The sequence below is a fragment of the Aliidongia dinghuensis genome (assembly GCF_014643535.1).
Lineage (GTDB): Bacteria > Pseudomonadota > Alphaproteobacteria > ATCC43930 > CGMCC-115725 > Aliidongia > Aliidongia dinghuensis.
The window spans coordinates 92,834-108,280 of the sequence record NZ_BMJQ01000014.1; the positions used below are offsets into that span (position 1 = coordinate 92,834).

Genomic DNA, 15,447 nt, shown 5'->3' on the forward strand with positions numbered 1-15,447 from the left:
CCGGCTCAAAGGCGGCGCCTCCCCGGCCCTCGCCCTGTCGGGCCGGGGAGGAGCTTTCAACGGGCGAGCCGTCGCCCCGCGCAGCCGTTGTTAGGGATTGATATGCTTCAGATTCGTCAGTTCGCCGACGATGTAGTGCAAGTGATTGACGTCCCAGCTGTGCTTGTGGAACATCGTCTTCAACAATTTCTCGGACGGATACCAATTCGACGGAATTGGCGCCGTGTAACTGCCGAACATGCCGGGATTCAGATCGTGATCGGCCTCGGCCTGGGCGGATAGAAAATTCTGCCTCGCCCATACCTCGTCAATGATCCCGCGCACGGTGAGGTCCATAACGGCATACTTTGCGCCACCGATCGGCTTCTGCCACGTGCCGTGAGGCCAAATCTGACAAAGCCTTTTATAGTTGGCACTATGCTCGATCGACTTTGATCCATCGTCCTTGCCAAATTTTTTCTTGACGGTTGTGCGAATTTTCTTGAAGGGATTAAACATTCTTTCTGCCCTCTCTTAAGAGATACGGAGCGAAACCTCGATGCAGATTAAAAATGTGTCAGGCAGGCGGCACCTGGATCGGCAAGGAAAGTGAGCCGCCAAACCCGCCCTCGTAAAGTTAAAAATTTGGAAAAATTCTCCGAAAAAATGGGCATTCGCGCCAACCCGGTGCGCCGCCGTGACCGGGCCGAGCTCGATCATGCGCTCACACTCCGAGGCTGCGCCTGACCAATTCGGGGGCCGCGTCGAGATCGGCGCTGTCGCCGCTCCAGATCGTCCGGCCTTTCTCGATGATGACATGGCGGTCGGCAAGCCGCTTCAAGGCCGCCAGGTTCTTGTCGACCACCAGGATCGCCTCGCCTTCCTCCTTCAAGAGCGCCAGACAGCGCCAGATCTCCGCGCGCACCAGCGGCGCCAGCCCCTCGGTCGCCTCGTCCAGGATCAAGAGCCGCGGATTGGTCATGAGCGCGCGGCCGATCGCCAGCATCTGCTGCTCGCCACCCGACAGCGTGCCGGCGCGCTGCCGGCGCCGCTCCTCGAGGCGCGGGAACAGCTGATAGATCCGCCCCAGGTCCCAGGGGTCGGCCCGATCACGGCCAGAGGCGGCGGTCGCCACCAGGTTCTCGTGCACGGTCAGGGTCGGGAACACCCGCCGTCCCTCCGGCACCAGGCCGATGCCGCGCCGCGCGATGCGCTCCGGCGGCAGGCCCGCGATCTCCTTGCCCTGGAACTGGATCGAGCCGGCCCTGGGCGGCGTCAGCCCCATGATGGCGCGGATCGTCGTGGTCTTGCCCATGCCGTTGCGGCCGAGCAGCGTCACGACCTCGCCTGCGCCGACCGAAAACGCAATGTCGAACAGCACCTGGCTCCGGCCGTAGGCTGCCTCGAGGCCTTCGACGACCAGCATCAGACGGTCCCCGCCGCGTCGGCTTCGTCGGTGCCAAGATAGGCTTCGACGACCGCCGGATCGGCGCGGATCGCCGCCGGCGCCCCGGTCGCGATGGCACGGCCATAGACCAGCACCGTCACCCGGTCGGCGAGCGCGAACACGGCGTCCATGTCGTGCTCGACCAGCAGCATCGCGACCCGGCCCTTGAGCTGCTGCAGGAGCCCGGTCATGCGCCGCGTCTCCTCAGGCCCCATGCCGGCCATCGGCTCGTCGAGCAGCAGGAGCTTGGGCTTGGTTGCGAGCGCCATGGCCAGCTCCAGCTGGCGCTGCTCGCCATGAGCGAGCGTGCGCGCCTTCATGTCGGCGCGCGGGCCGAGCCCGATCTCCTCGATCAGCCGGCGGGCCGGGTCTTGCAGCGCCGGCTGGTCCGCGGCCCGCCGCCAGAAGCCCCAATGGCGGCCGAGCCGCGCCTGCACTGCGAGCGCCACATTCTCGACCACAGTGAACTCGGGCAGCACGGCGGTGATCTGGAACGAGCGGACGAGCCCGAGCCGGGCGCGCGCCGCCATGCCGAGCCGGCTCACCTCGCGCCCATCGAAGCGGACCGTGCCCGCGTCGGACGCGAGCTCGCCCGCCAGCTGGGCGATGAGCGTCGACTTGCCGGCGCCGTTCGGCCCGATCACCGCATGACATTCGCCCGGCGTCACGTCGAGCGACAGATCATCGGTCGCGACCAGGCCGCCGAAGCGCTTGACCAGCCCCCGGGCCTCGAGCAGCGCGCTCACGGCCGGTGCCGCCCGGTGAGGACGCCCCAGAGCCCGCCGCGCGCAAACAGGATGAGCGCCACCAGGATCGGCCCCAGTACGATCATCCAATGCTCGGTCCAGGCGGCGAGCCCGGTCTCGAGCAGGATCAGCACGGCCGCCCCCAGCACGGCACCGTAGAGCGTGCCGAGCCCGCCCAGGATGACCATGATCAAAAGGTCGCCGGACTTGGTCCAATGCAAGAGCTCCGGGCTGACGAAGCGCGCCTGGTTCGCCATCAGCGCACCGGCGAGGCCGGCCACCGCGCCTGAGAGCGTGAAGGCCGCGAGCTTGATGCCGTAAGGCCGGATGCCGAGCGCCGCCAGGCGCCGCTCGTTCTCGCGCACGCCGCGGAGCGCCACGCCGAAGCGCGCGTCGAGCAGGCGGCGGGCCAGGATCAGGAACAGGATCAAAAGCACGGCCACGACGTAGTAAAAGCTCATGTCGTCGCGAGTATCGAGGCCGGGCAGGATATTGCGCGGCCGGAAGCTCAGGCCATCGTCACCGCCATAGACCTTGAGCGAGACGAAGAGGAAGAAGAGCATCTGCGCGAAGGCGAGCGTGATCATGATGAAATGCACACCGGCGGTCCTGAGCGACAGCGCGCCGATTGCAAGCGCCGCCACCCCCGCCAGCCCGACCGCGGCCGGCCAGACGACGAGCGCCAGGTTGGAGCCGGGCACGAGGCCCAGGAACGCCGTCTCCTCATGGGCATGGAACGCCAGGATGCCGACTGCATAGCCGCCGATGCCGAAGAAGGCGGCATGGCCGAAGCTCACCATGCCGCCGAAGCCGACAGCCAAGTCGAGGCTCGCCGCCGCGAGGCCCATGATGAGGACGCGCGTGCCGAGCCCGACCAGGAACGGCTGCCCCACGGCCGCGGCCCCCCAGGGGTAGGCCAGGATCAGCACCAGTCCCGCGAGCAGCAGGCAGCGTTCGCGCGTGAGCCTAGCCATGAGCCGGGAACAGCCCCCGCGGCCGCCACAGCAGGATCGCCGCCATCAGTACATAGACCGCCATGGACGAGGCGCCGCCGCCGATTGCGTCGGCCTCGGACGTGCTCATCAAGGTCTTGAGCAGGCCCGGCAGGAAGGCGCGCGTCAGCGTGTCGACCATGCCGACCAGCAGCGCGCCGACGAAGGCGCCGCGCACCGAGCCGATGCCGCCGATGATGATGACGACGAAGGTCAGGATCAGCACCTGCTCGCCCATGCCGACCTGGACCGAGAACACCGGCCCGGCCATGACGCCGGCGAGGCCGGCCAGTAGCGCGCCCAGCCCGAAGACGACCGTATAGATGAGCCGGATGTCGACGCCGAGCGCACGGACCATCTCGCGGTCCGAACTGCCGGCGCGGATCAGCATGCCGAGCCGGGTGCGCGCGACCAGCAGATAGAGCAGGAGCGCCACCAGGAGCCCGACCGCGATGATCGCCAGCCGATAGGCCGGATAGGGCACGCCCGGCAGCAGTTCGACCGAACCCGCGAGCCACGGCGGCACCGCGGCGAACAGCGGCTGGCGGCCGAAGAGCCACGTCGCCGCCTCGTTGAAGAACAGGATGAGGCCGAAGGTCGCCACGACCTGGTCCAGATGGTCGCGTGCGTAGAGCCGGCGCAGCACGGCCGCCTCGATCGCCATGCCGACGACGGCGGTCACGACCATGCCAATCGCGAGCGCGGCCGCGAAGGAACCGGTGGCATTGCCGGCCCAGGCCGCGGTGAAGGCGCCGATCATGTAGAGCGAGCCATGGGCGAGATTGATCAGGCCCATGATGCCGAACACGAGCGTCAGCCCCGCCGCGAGCAGGAACAGCATGATGCCGAATTGCGCCCCATTCAGGATCTGCTCAGCCAGCAGCATGGACGCCGCCGCCCCTCGCCTACATCCCGCCCTCTCCTACATCTTGCACTCGGCCGCGTAGGCGTCGCCGTGCGCCTCGAAGATCTTGCCCATGGTCTTGAGCACGGGCTTGCCGTCGGCGCCCTTCACCACCTTGAGCGCGTACCAGTCTTCGATCGGATGCTGGTTCTGCCCGAACTTGAAGGCGCCGCGCACGGATTGGAAATCGGCCTGCCTCAGCGCTGCACGGAACGCGTCGGCCTTGGCGAGATCGCCGCCGACCGCGCGCAAGGCGCTCGCGACCAGCCGGGCGGTGTCGTAGCCCTGGGCCGCGTAATAGGTCGGCGTGCGATGGAACTTCGCCTCGTAGGCGGCGACGAACGCCTTGCTCGCCGGATTGTCGAAGTCCGAGTTCCAGAAGGACGAGACCTGGACGCCCAGCGCCGCGTCGCCGACCGCGTCGAGCGTGCGCGCATCCATCGACGGCGAGGACACCACCATCGGGATCTTCTCCATGAGCCCGGCCTGGACATATTGCTTGAGGAACGTGATGCCGAGGCCGCCCGGTTCGAACTGGAACACGGCGTCCGGCTTGGCGTCGCGGATCTGCGCCAGCTCCGGCGCGAAATCGGTCTGGTCGAGCTTGGTATAAACCTCGCCCACCACCTGCCCCTTGTAGGCGCGCTTGAACCCGGCCAGCGCATCCTTGCCCGCCTGATAGTTGGGCGCCAGGATGAACATCTTCTTGTAGCCGAGATTGTTCGCATCCTCGCCGGCCGACTCGTGCAGCGAATCGTTCTGCCACGGCACGACGAAATAGTTCTTGTGGCAGTCCTTGCCGGCGAAGTTGGACGGTGCAGCATTCGGCGAAATATAGAAAGCCCCGGCATCGAGGATGTCGGGCACCGTGGCGCCGGCGACGTTCGAGAAGATGATGCCGGTCATGAGCTTGATATGCTCGCTGCCAAGCATGCGCTGGGCGATGTCCTTGGCGTTGCCCGGCTTCAAGCCGTCGTCCGCGACCTCGACCGTGACCGGCACGCCGCCGAGCTTGCCGCCTTCCTGGTCGATCGCGAGCTGGAAACCGTCGCGCACCTCCTCACCCAGATAGCCGCCCGGGCCGGACAGGGTCGTAATCATGCCGATCTTGACCGGATCGGCCGCCCACGCCTGAAACGCCCATATCTGACACGAGACTCCCATCGCCAGCGCGATCGCGCCGAGCGCCCGCTTGCCCGTCCCCGTCATCCCCCTCGCCGTCATCCCCATGGCCCCTGTGCTTGTGTCCCGGGTTGGCACCCGGTTTCGTTACCGTCCAGCAGATCAAACTCGGCCGTCCGCCGCCAGCGAAAACGCGCGTGCCGGGTTACCGCTCCTGCCCGCCGACCGAATGGTCTCGCGCGCAACAGATGCGCCGCGGCCGGACTTGCGGCACGATCCGGCCGCAATCCGCGAGCGACCGCCTGCAGAGGTGACGAAACCGTGCGACATGACATCATGCCGACCGTGGCCCCGGTACCGATCGGCCCAGTGCCGATCGGCCATCCGCTCCGCCGATCGCTCAATGACGAGCTGCATGCGCGCCCCTTCACCATCGTCGAGGCGCCGGAGCATGTGCTGCACCTGGCGATCCTGTCCCGCCCCGGCGGTGGTGCCGAGGACCATCGGCGGCTTGCCCGGGTATGCGCCGGCTTCGGCGTGACGCCGCCCGAGGCCGGCAATCATTTCGCGCATGATTTCGGCCATTTCCGCCTGAAGTGGGAACGCCATACCGAGTTCGCGACCTATACGCTGTTCGCGGCCGGCAGCCGCGCGCTCACCGAGCCCGATCCGCTGCTGGCCCAGTTGCCGGCGGACTGGCTGGAGGCGCTCGGTAGCGATCTGCTCGTCGCTTGCCGCATCGCGGTCGAGCGGCGCGACGCGCCGTCGCTCCCGCACGACGTCGTCGACCGCCTCGGCACCATGCCGCTCGCCGGCAACCGCGTGCTCGGCAACGGCGCCGAGGTCTGGACCGACTTCCGCATTCATGAAGACGGCCTCGCCCGCATCCTGCTGATCGACCTCGACTTGCGCGAGCGCCAGAGCGGGCGGCTGGTCCAGCGCCTGCTCGAAATCGAGACCTATCGCATGATGGCGCTCCTGGGCCTGCCCCACGCCCGTGCCGCGATGGGCACGATCCAGAGCCTGGGCGACGAGATTGCCCGGATCACGGAGGCGATGGCGCGCGAAGACGGTGCGGATGCGGATCGCGCGCTCCTGGCCCGGGTCATGGGGGTGGCCGCCCAGGTCGAGCAGTTGGCGGCGGCGAACGGCTATCGCCTGAGTGCGGCCGCGGCCTATCACGCGCTTGTCGAAGCCCGGCTCGCCGAACTGCGCGAGAGTCGGATCGAGGGCCTGCCGACCTTGAGCGAATTCCTCGACCGCCGCCTTGCGCCGGCCATGGCGACCTGCCGCCACGCGGTCCAGCGCCAGGAGGCGCTGTCGCAGCGGCTCGCTCGTTCGGCCGAGCTGCTGCGCACGCGCGTCGACATCCAGCTCGAGGACCAGAACCGGGCCGTGCTGCAGTCGATGGATCGGCGGGCGCATTTGCAGCTGCGCTTGCAGGAAACGGTCGAGGGCCTGTCGGTCATCGCGATCAGCTATTACCTGATCGCGCTCATCGGCCATGTGCTGAGCGGCGTGGCCGCCGCCGGTATTGCCTTGCCGGCCGAGATCTTGGACGGCGCGCTGGTCCCCGTCGTGCTGTTCCTCGTCGCCCTCGCGGCGCACCGGGTCCGCCGCCGGCTTGCCCGCGACTGACCTTTATCGGCGGTCGAGCAGCGGCCCCAGGCCGAAGTAGGCCGCCAAAACTGACATCGAGCGTCAGCTTTGGCGGCAGCCCGTCAGATGCCTTACTGGTAGGGGTTAGGCGCGTAGTAACCCTGCGGCGGCGGCGGGGGTGGCGCGTAGTAAGTGGGCCGTTGCGGCGTCGTCGCAGCACCACCGACCGCACCGACCGCGCCGCCGATGAGCGCGCCGGTCGCAGCGCCACGGCCACCACCGGCCGCGGCACCGAGCGCGGCACCGGCACCGGCGCCGAGCAAGCCGCCGCCGACGGCGCGCTGGCCTGGGTCGTAGGGGTCCGTGCATCCTGCGAGCCCCATCATCAGGGCCAGCGCAGCAGCACCGGGTATCAACAGCCGTTTCTTCATCTTTCTCGTCTCCAACGGGGAAAATATCCCTCGTCAGAACGAACACGCCCTCGGCCCCGGCCGTTCCGCCAGGGTATCCGGGTGCAGCTAGAGCCGGATCGGAATGAGTGGGATCGCTTGGCGATCCACTCATTCCGTGAATCCGTCTCTAATCAAATAGTTAGAGCGCGATTCACGCATTGGCTGGTTCCAGCCAATGCGACCGCGCTCTAGGCGAGCCGGTTCGGCACGGGCTCGCCCGCGAACGCCGCCGTAATGCCATGGGCCAAGAGGCGCGCCATGGCGACGCGCGTCTCGAGCGTCGAACTGCCGATGTGCGGCAATGAAAATACATTCGGCAGCGTGCGATAGGCGGGCGCGATGTTCGGCTCGCCCTCGAACACGTCGAGGCCAGCCGCGAAGATGCGGCCGGATTCGAGCGCCGGGATCAGCGCCTGGTCGTCGATCACCTCGCCGCGCGCAATGTTGACGATGATCGCGCCCGGCGGCAGCCGCGCGATCCGTGCCGCGTCGATCAGATGTCGCGTCTCCGGGCTCGACGGGCAGGCGACGCACAGGAAGTCGCTCTCGACCAAGAGCGTGTCGAGCGTCGGGTGGTAGAGTGCGCCAGCTTCGTGCTCGGGGGAGAGCCGGCTGCGGTTATGGTAGTGCACCACCATGTCGAAGCCGCGGGCGCGCTTGGCAACGGCCCGGCCGATGCGCCCCATGCCGAGGATGCCGAGCCGCGCGCCGTGCACGTCGCGGCCCAGGAGCTGCAGCGCCGTCCAGCCGGTCCAGGCACCGCTGCGCACGAGCGCCTGGCTCTCGACGACGCGCCGGGCGGCGCCCAGCATCAGGAGCAGCGCGGTATCGGCGCAGGCATCGCTCAGCACGTCGGGCGTATAGAGCACGGTCAAGCCGCGCTCGCGCGCCGCCGGCGTGTCGATGTGTTCGTGGCCGACCGAATATGTGGCCAGCAGGCGCACGCTCGCCGGCAGGCGCGCGATCGTCGCCGCGTCGAGCCGGTCCGTCGCGGTCACGACCAGCGCCTCGGCGCCGGCCGAATCCGCGACCAGTTCGTCGGCCGTCAGCGTCCGGCCATGGGCGTTGAAGCGCGCGTCGAACCGCTCGGAAAACTGCGCCTTGGCCTCGTCCGGCAATAGGCACGCGACGAAGACGCGTGTGCTTGAAAACGCCGTCATGGGCCCCTCCTCGCGCCGTCAGGAAAAGATTTCCGGGGCCGCGACCACGACGTCGCGGCCGTTGCGCTTGGCAGCATAGAGCGCCTTGTCGGCCAGTTCGACCAGATCGGCGGCCGCGCGCCCGCGGTCGGGGATCATGCCAGCGAGGCCGACGCTGATGGTGAGGCAGCCGGCGGCCGGCGCGAACCGATGCTCGATCCGTTCCTCGGCAAGCGCCAGGCGCAGGCTTTCGGCCAGCATGTGGGCGCCGGCGCGATCGGTCTCAGGCAGGATGCAGGCGAATTCCTCGCCGCCATAGCGCGCGACATAGTCGCCCGGCCGGTTGAGCGCACGGCTGATGAGTGTCGCGACCCGGCGCAGGCAGACATCGCCCGCCGGATGGCCGTAATTGTCGTTGAAGCTCTTGAAATGGTCGACGTCGATCAGCAGCAGCGACAGCATGCGGCCGGTCCGCCAGCCGCGCTGCCACTCGCGCTCCAGCGTCCCGTCGAAGCCCCGCCGGTTCGGAATGCCGCAGAGGCCGTCGGTCAGCGCCAGCTGGGCCAGCGTGTCGCGATGGCGCTTCAGCTCCAGATGGTTGCGCGCGCGGATGCGGGCGATGTCGAAATTGACCGGCTTCGCCCAGTAATCGGCGGCGCCCATTTCGAGCCCGATCTTCTCGTCGGCCTGCTGGTCCTTGCCCGTCAGGAACACGACCGGCGTCTGGCTCAGCCGCTCATCCTCCTTCAAGCGATCCAGCACGTCATAGCCGCTCATGCCCGGCATCATCACGTCGAGGATGATGAGGTCCGGCACCTCGCGGGACGCGATGCGCAGCGCATCCTCCCCGTTCATCGCGAACAGCACCCGGTAATGGCCATGGAACGCGCGATGGAGCCGCTTCAGGCTGAAGGGCTCGTCGTCGACGATCAGGATCGTCTGTGCCTCAGCCATGCTCGACCCCGTCCATGGCGTCGAGCAGCCCGCGCACCACGAAAGCGGCGCGCCGGAAATCGAGCTCGTCGATCGCGTGGCCGATCGCCTGCAGCGCCCGCGCCGGGATCTCGTCGCGCACATGGCGCAAGAACTCGTGGAAGCGCGTCTCGGCTTCGAAATCCTGGCTGTCGAGCAGACGCAGGATCTGGGTCAGCGCTGCCCGCCGGTCGGGCCAGGGAAAGTTCCCGCCGTCCGGATCGGCCGCCGAGGTCGAGGGAACGGGCGCCGGGGCTGCGGGTTCGACCGGCGCCGCGAGTGCCGCAATACCGGCGCACGCCTCGTCGAGCGCTCCTTGAAGCTCGCGGAACTGTTCGTCGAGCCCTCGGATTTCGCCCTGACCGAGCGTCCGTTCGAGCACGCGCGCGGCTGCCGCGACCCGCATGGCGGCCACCGACGCGGCCATGCCGACGAGCCCATGGGCCGCGATCTCGGCATCGCGCAGATCCTGCCGCGCCAGCGGCGTGCGCGCGAGCGCCTGGCGGACCTGCTCCTCCGCGGCGCGCGCCCATTTCGGGAAATCGCCGAGCAGCTTGCGGAACAGCGCATCGTCACCGCCGGCATGGGCGACGCCGGCGGTGAGATCGAAGCCGTCCAGCCGGTCGGGCAAGCCCGTCGGCGCCGAGACGGCCGGCCTTGGCCCGTCGGCGGCCAAAACCGCCCGCTCCGCAGACGGCGCGGTTCGCGGCTTCATCCATTGCCGCAGCGTGCCCCACAGCCGCTTCACCTCGATCGGCTTCGCGATATGGTCGTTCATGCCGGCTTCGAGGCACGCGGTCCGCTGCTCATCCAGGCTATGGGCCGTCATCGCGATGATGGGCAGCTCCTCGGCCGCATAGGTCTTGCGAATGAGCCGCGTCGCCTGGAATCCGTCCATCTCAGGCATCTGCACGTCCATCAGCACGGCGTCGAAGTGACCGGGGACCGCCTCCAGCACTCGTTCGACCGCCTCGCGGCCGCCGACGACCACCTCGACCAGCATGCCCTGCTGCCGCAGGAACACGGTCGCGACCTCGCGATTGAGCGGCTGATCGTCGACCAGCAGGACCCGGCGCCCCAGGAGGTCGCGCCATTCGTCAGACCGAGGGGGTTCGGCCGTGGCACGCTCCGGCGGCGCAGGGGCGAGTGGCGGCTCGGGCGGGGCCGTGCGTGCCTGGTCCAGCACCTCGACGATGGCATCGAACAGGTCGGCCGGACGCACGGGCTTGGCGAGCGTGCGGGCGAACAGCCGGTCCGTGCCGGCCGACGCTATGCCCAGGGGCGGGCCGGCGCGATCGGTCAACAGGATGAGCGGCGGCCGGCGATCCCCGGCGAGCGCGGCAATCTCCCGTGCTGCGGCCGCGCCATTCGGCCCGTCCGGCGCCTCGTCCAGGATCATCAGATCGAACGGCAGCTCGGCGTGCGCGCATTCTTCGACCGCCGCCCGGCCGGTCGCGACGGTCGTGCACAGAAACGCGAGCTGGGTCAATTCGCCTCCGATCCGGGCACGCGAGCGGGCATCCCCGCCCGCCAACAGAATCCGCGGGCGGCCGATGCCGTCCGGCAGCACGAGATCGCGCGGCAAGGGTTCGGCCGCGCGGCTGAAGCGCAGCGTGAAGCTGAAGGTACTGCCGACCCCGGGCTCGCTCGCGACGGCAATCTCGCCGCCCATCAGTTCGATGAGATGCTTGCTGAGCGCGAGCCCGAGGCCGGTGCCGCCGAAGCGGCGCGTGGTCGAGGCATCGCCCTGACAGAACTTGTCGAACAGGCTCTCGAGCTGCTCGGCCGTCATGCCGATGCCGGTGTCGCGCACGACGAAGCGCAGGTTGACAGTGTCGCTATCCTCTGCCGCGACGGACACGGCAAGGACGACACTGCCCCCATCGGTGAACTTGATCGCGTTGCCGGCAAGATTGACCAGCACCTGCACCAGGCGCAGGCGATCGCCGATCAGTCCGCTCGCGAGCGACTCCGGTGCCGTCGTTTCGAACACAATGCCCTTGCCATCGGCGCTCGAGCCCAGGATGTCAGAGACCGTCGCCAGCACATCGCAGAGGTCGAACGGCACCGGGTCGAGCTCGAGGCGCCCGGCCTCGCTCTGGGAGAAATCCAGGATGTCGTCAATGACCTGCGCCAGATGCTCGGCCGAGCGGAGGATCTTCTCGACATGGTCCGCCTGCCCGCGGTCTAGCCGGGTCGGCCTGAGCAAGGTCGCGAAACCCATGATGCCGTTGAGCGGCGTGCGGATCTCGTGGCTCATGTTGGCGAGGAATTCGTCCTTCGCCCGGGTGGCTTGCGCCGCCTCCGCGCGCGCCGCCGCAAGCGCCCGTTCCGCCGCGTCGCGCGCCGTCGCGAGCGTCTGGAACGCCTGCCCCAGGGCCGCGACTTCGTCGTCCTCGGCCGAGGCGTTCATCGCCACGCGCAACCCGTCGAGCCGCCGCACCAGAACACGCGCCATTTGCAGCGCAACCAGAATGGCGAGCCCGAGCGCGATGGCGAGGCAGACGAGCGTCACCTGAAAGATCCCATCGGCGCTCGCAGCGGGCGGACGCATCGCGCCGACGCAGAAGATGGTAATGACGGCCAGCAGATAGGCGCCGAAGACCGCGAGCACGGCAGCGACGAGCCGGGAACCGACACGGCGTCCCGGCCGCATCCGGCCGGCGGCAGCCGGCGTCATGAGAGCGCCGGCCCTTCGCAGCAGCGCGCCACGCAGACGCTGCCGCCCATGAAACGCCTCGGGCCGGGGTTGCGACGCCTACCGATCATGCTCCCCGTCCTCCATCCTCATCGGGCCAAAGGGCGCCGTTGCAAAATCCGCGCACGGAACTCGGTCGGCTCTTCGGTCTCGACGACCAAGGATTACCCAATATCCGATTCCATGCCCGCTCGGTAAGCACCAACAATGCCGAGTAAAGCGCAAAGCTGGGTCCTCAGGGCTTTGGTCGGCATCGGCTCTTTCGCAATCGCCGCCGACGTGACATGAAGGGCGCCACCCGACTCGGTGGAAATGGAATCGTCGAAATGCGCATCGCCTTGATCCATGCCCTTCGCCATTCGATCGCGCCGATCGAGGCCGCGTTCGCGCGGCTCTGGCCCGAGGCCCAGTTGCAGAACCTGCTCGACGACCGCCTGTCGGCCGATCTGGCGCGCGACGGCCGCCTCACGCCGGCCATGACCGAGCGGTTCCTCACGCTCTCGCGCTACGCGGCCGGCGCCGGCGCGGACGGGCTGCTGTTCACCTGCTCGGCGTTCGGCCCCTGCATCGAGGCCTCGGCCGCGGCACTTGCCCCCTTGCCCGTGCTGAAGCCGAACGAGGCGATGATCGCGGATGCCGTCGCCGCCGGCCGGCGCATCGGGCTGCTCGCCACCTTCCCACCGACGCTCGTCTCGATGCCGCCGGAATTCCCGGCCGGTGTCACCGTGGTGCCGAAACTGATCGACGGCGCGCTCGCGGCACTCGATGCCGGCGACGGCGCCGAGCACGATCGCCTGGCGGCGCAAGCCGCGCGCGATCTCATGGATTGCGACGTCATCGCACTCGCCCAGTTCAGCCTCGCCCGCGCCGCCGACGCGGTCGCCGCCGCCACCGGCAAGCGGGTGCTCACCACGCCTGACTGTGCGGTCCTGGAACTGCGCCGCCGCCTGGAAGGGCGGACCTGAGCCGACCCGGCTCCCGCCACAACCTGATATCGTCACAAAATCAAAATAAAATCTGTCTATAAGACCGCTTTTGTGACCGGAAGAAGCGGTGCTTCCCGCACGGATATCCAGGGCGCTGTGGTGGAGCGAATTGATCAGGCACGGTCGCGGGGCACGTTTGCACATTGACGATCGCCGCGCCGGCCGGCTTGCGGTCCTTCTCTCCGTCCTGATCCTCTGCTCGTGCCAGCGGCCCGACGGGGCCGCACCGACGGAATCCCTTTCTGTGCCGTCGGTTGCCGACGCATCGGCCAAGCCCCAACCGCTCGAGCCGCCCGAACCCTTGGGCCTGCCAACCGCACAGAAAAGCGCCGCGCTCGTCCATCCCGGCACCGACGCCCCGGTGCGGCCGGTCGCCGGCGCCAGGTCCGGGGCGGTCGTGACCGCGGGCGACGACGTTTCGCTCAATTTCGTCGACACCGACCTACATGACGTCATGCGCTCGGTCCTGGGTGACCTCCTGGGCCTGAGCTACGTGGTCGACCCCAAGCTGCAGGCCAACATCACGGTCCAGACGACGCGGCCGCTGCATCGCGACCAGGTGCTGCCGGCGCTGCAGGGCATCCTGCGCGCCGACGGCTTCGGCCTGGTCGAGACGGCCGGGGTCTACCGGGTCGTGCCGATCGACGACCTTGCCCGTCATCCGGCCTCGACCAGCGTCGCCGGGCAGCCGGTCGCACCGGGCGCCGTCGCCACGCAGGTCGTGCCGCTGAAATACATCTCCGCGGCGAGCCTGCGCCAGACGATCGACGCGATCCTGCCCAAGGGTGTCTCGGTCCAGACCGACAGCGCGCGCAACCTTCTGATCCTGACCGGCACCGGCGCCGATGTGGCACCCATCCTGGATCTGGTGCGCAGCTTCGACGTCGACTGGCTCGCCGCCATGTCCTTCGCGATCTATCCGGTCGAGACCAGCTCGCCGCGCGCCGTGGTCGCCGATCTCGACACCGTGTTCGGCACGCGCGGCACCGGGCCGCTCGCCGGTGCGCTGCGCTTCGAGCCGCTCGACCGGCTGAACGCCGTCCTGGTGGTGGCGCCCCAGGCGAAGTATCTCGAGGAAGCCCGGCGCTGGGTCGAGCGCTTCGACCGGGGTGACGACGAGAGCACGCCGCGGCTGTTCCAATATCATGTGCAGAACACCCGCGCGGCCGATCTCGCCCGGGTGATCTCCCAGGTATTCGGTACCGGCACGGCGGCGTCTCAGACGACGGCGCAGATCGCGCCCGGCGCCAATGCCGTGCCGCTCGCCGGCGGCACCGGCGCGCTGGGATCGGTCGGCACGACACAGACCGGCAATGGCGGACAGCTCGGCAACGGGCAGCTCGGCAGCCAGACCAGCAGCGGACAGATCACGCTCGGCAACGCGACCACGCCCGGCACACAGACGCTCACGCCGACGACGTCGTCGTCCGAGCCGGATGATGCGCTCGCGACCGGCCTCAAGCAGGCGCTTGGCGCCGAAGCGGAAGCGAGCGGCCCGAGCCTGCCGCGGCTCAAGGTCGTCGCCGATGACAAGAACAACATCCTGCTGGTCTACGCCCGGCCGCGCGACTACCGCATGCTGGAGGAAACGCTGCAGCGCCTCGACGTCGTGCCGCTGCAGGTGCTGATCGAGGCAACCATCGCCGAAGTGACGCTCAACAACGACCTGAAGTACGGCCTGCAATGGTTCTTCACCAAGGGCGCCGGCCGCTTCAGCCTGTCGCAGGGCACCACCTTCAGCAATACGTCGGCCGACGTCACTGGCTCGATACCGGGGTTCAACTACGTGCTGGGCGGCACCAACACCAAGGTGGTGCTGAGCGCGCTGTCCGACATCACGCACGTGAACGTGGTCTCTTCGCCCGAGCTCTTGGTGCTCGACCATCGCACCGCGGCGCTGCAGGTCGGCGACCAGGTGCCGGTCATCAACCAGACCTCGCAGAGCACGCTCACGAGCAATGCCGCGGTCATCCAGAACATCGAATACGTCAACACCGGCGTCGTGCTGCAGGTGACGCCGCGCGTCAACAAGACCGGCATCGTGACGCTCGACATCGACCAGTCGGTGAGCGACGTCGCCAAGACCACCTCATCCGGCATCGACTCTCCAACCATAACCCAGCGCCGGATCGTGACCTCCGCCGTGGTCAAGGACGGCGCCACGATCGCGCTCGGCGGCCTCATCTTGAGCAACAAGAACGTCGGCAGCTCGGGCATCCCCCTCCTTTCCGATATCCCCGTCTTGGGCGCGCTGTTCGGCACCCAGACGCGCAACGACGACCGGACCGAGCTCTTGATCCTGCTGACGCCGCGCATCATCCGCGACAGCGACGAGGCGCGCGAGGTGACCGAGGAGCTGCGCAACCGCCTCGAGGCGATCAAGCCTGCCCTCGCCGACAAGCGCTCCTGAC

13 protein-coding genes are annotated in these 15,447 nt (G+C 68.5%); 3 read left to right on the forward strand and 10 right to left on the reverse strand.

Translation table 11 applies throughout. From position 1 onward, the window contains the following. Positions 1–90: 90 nt before the first annotated feature. The 6 genes from IEY58_RS24335 to IEY58_RS24360 all read right to left on the reverse strand — a co-directional run bounded on the left by IEY58_RS24335 (position 91) and on the right by IEY58_RS24360 (position 5,277). On the reverse strand, positions 91–498 hold the full coding sequence (locus tag IEY58_RS24335) for a hypothetical protein (RefSeq protein ID WP_189050633.1): 408 nt from the start codon (positions 496–498) through the stop codon (positions 91–93). 205 nt (positions 499–703) lie between these two features. Further along, positions 704–1,405, reverse strand: coding sequence for an ABC transporter ATP-binding protein (locus tag IEY58_RS24340; RefSeq protein ID WP_189050635.1), 702 nt, complete (start codon positions 1,403–1,405; stop codon positions 704–706). Continuing rightward, positions 1,405–2,172: an ABC transporter ATP-binding protein gene (locus IEY58_RS24345; protein WP_189050637.1), complete on the reverse strand. Its 768-nt coding sequence runs from the start codon at positions 2,170–2,172 to the stop codon at positions 1,405–1,407. Before IEY58_RS24345 ends, IEY58_RS24340 begins: the two co-directional genes overlap by 1 nt. After that, entirely contained in the window at positions 2,169–3,146 is a 978-nt protein-coding gene (locus IEY58_RS24350; RefSeq protein ID WP_189050639.1) for a branched-chain amino acid ABC transporter permease, read from the reverse strand. Before IEY58_RS24350 ends, IEY58_RS24345 begins: the two co-directional genes overlap by 4 nt. Then, positions 3,139–4,050, reverse strand: coding sequence for a branched-chain amino acid ABC transporter permease (locus IEY58_RS24355; RefSeq protein WP_189050641.1), 912 nt, complete (start codon positions 4,048–4,050; stop codon positions 3,139–3,141). The genes IEY58_RS24350 and IEY58_RS24355 overlap by 8 nt, the downstream gene beginning before the upstream one ends. A 36-nt stretch (positions 4,051–4,086) precedes the next feature. Then, positions 4,087–5,277: an ABC transporter substrate-binding protein gene (locus IEY58_RS24360; protein WP_189050643.1), complete on the reverse strand. Its 1,191-nt coding sequence runs from the start codon at positions 5,275–5,277 to the stop codon at positions 4,087–4,089. 234 nt (positions 5,278–5,511) lie between these two features. On the opposite strand from IEY58_RS24360, the gene IEY58_RS24365 reads away from it, so the two are divergent. Continuing rightward, the gene (locus tag IEY58_RS24365; RefSeq protein ID WP_229743924.1) at positions 5,512–6,828 is read left to right on the forward strand and encodes a DUF3422 family protein; all 1,317 of its coding nucleotides are present in this window, start codon (positions 5,512–5,514) and stop codon (positions 6,826–6,828) included. 92 nt (positions 6,829–6,920) lie between these two features. On the opposite strand, the gene IEY58_RS24370 is transcribed toward IEY58_RS24365, so the two are convergent. From IEY58_RS24370 to IEY58_RS24385, 4 genes are all read right to left on the reverse strand, one after another. Continuing rightward, positions 6,921–7,220, reverse strand: a complete 300-nt coding sequence (locus IEY58_RS24370; protein WP_189050645.1) for a cell envelope biogenesis protein OmpA — start codon at positions 7,218–7,220, stop codon at positions 6,921–6,923. Positions 7,221–7,429: 209 nt separating this feature from the next. Next, positions 7,430–8,401, reverse strand: coding sequence for a 2-hydroxyacid dehydrogenase (locus tag IEY58_RS24375; protein ID WP_189050647.1), 972 nt, complete (start codon positions 8,399–8,401; stop codon positions 7,430–7,432). Between the two features lie 18 nt (positions 8,402–8,419). Then, entirely contained in the window at positions 8,420–9,334 is a 915-nt protein-coding gene (locus tag IEY58_RS24380) for a diguanylate cyclase (RefSeq protein ID WP_189050649.1), read from the reverse strand. After that, positions 9,327–12,032, reverse strand: coding sequence for a response regulator (locus tag IEY58_RS24385; protein ID WP_189050651.1), 2,706 nt, complete (start codon positions 12,030–12,032; stop codon positions 9,327–9,329). Before IEY58_RS24385 ends, IEY58_RS24380 begins: the two co-directional genes overlap by 8 nt. A gap of 344 nt (positions 12,033–12,376) precedes the next feature. On the opposite strand from IEY58_RS24385, the gene IEY58_RS24390 reads away from it, so the two are divergent. Further along, positions 12,377–13,015: an arylsulfatase gene (locus IEY58_RS24390; protein ID WP_189050653.1), complete on the forward strand. Its 639-nt coding sequence runs from the start codon at positions 12,377–12,379 to the stop codon at positions 13,013–13,015. Positions 13,016–13,280: 265 nt separating this feature from the next. Next, positions 13,281–15,446, forward strand: coding sequence for a type II secretion system secretin GspD (gene gspD, locus IEY58_RS24395; protein ID WP_189050655.1), 2,166 nt, complete (start codon positions 13,281–13,283; stop codon positions 15,444–15,446). Position 15,447 lies beyond the last annotated feature (1 nt).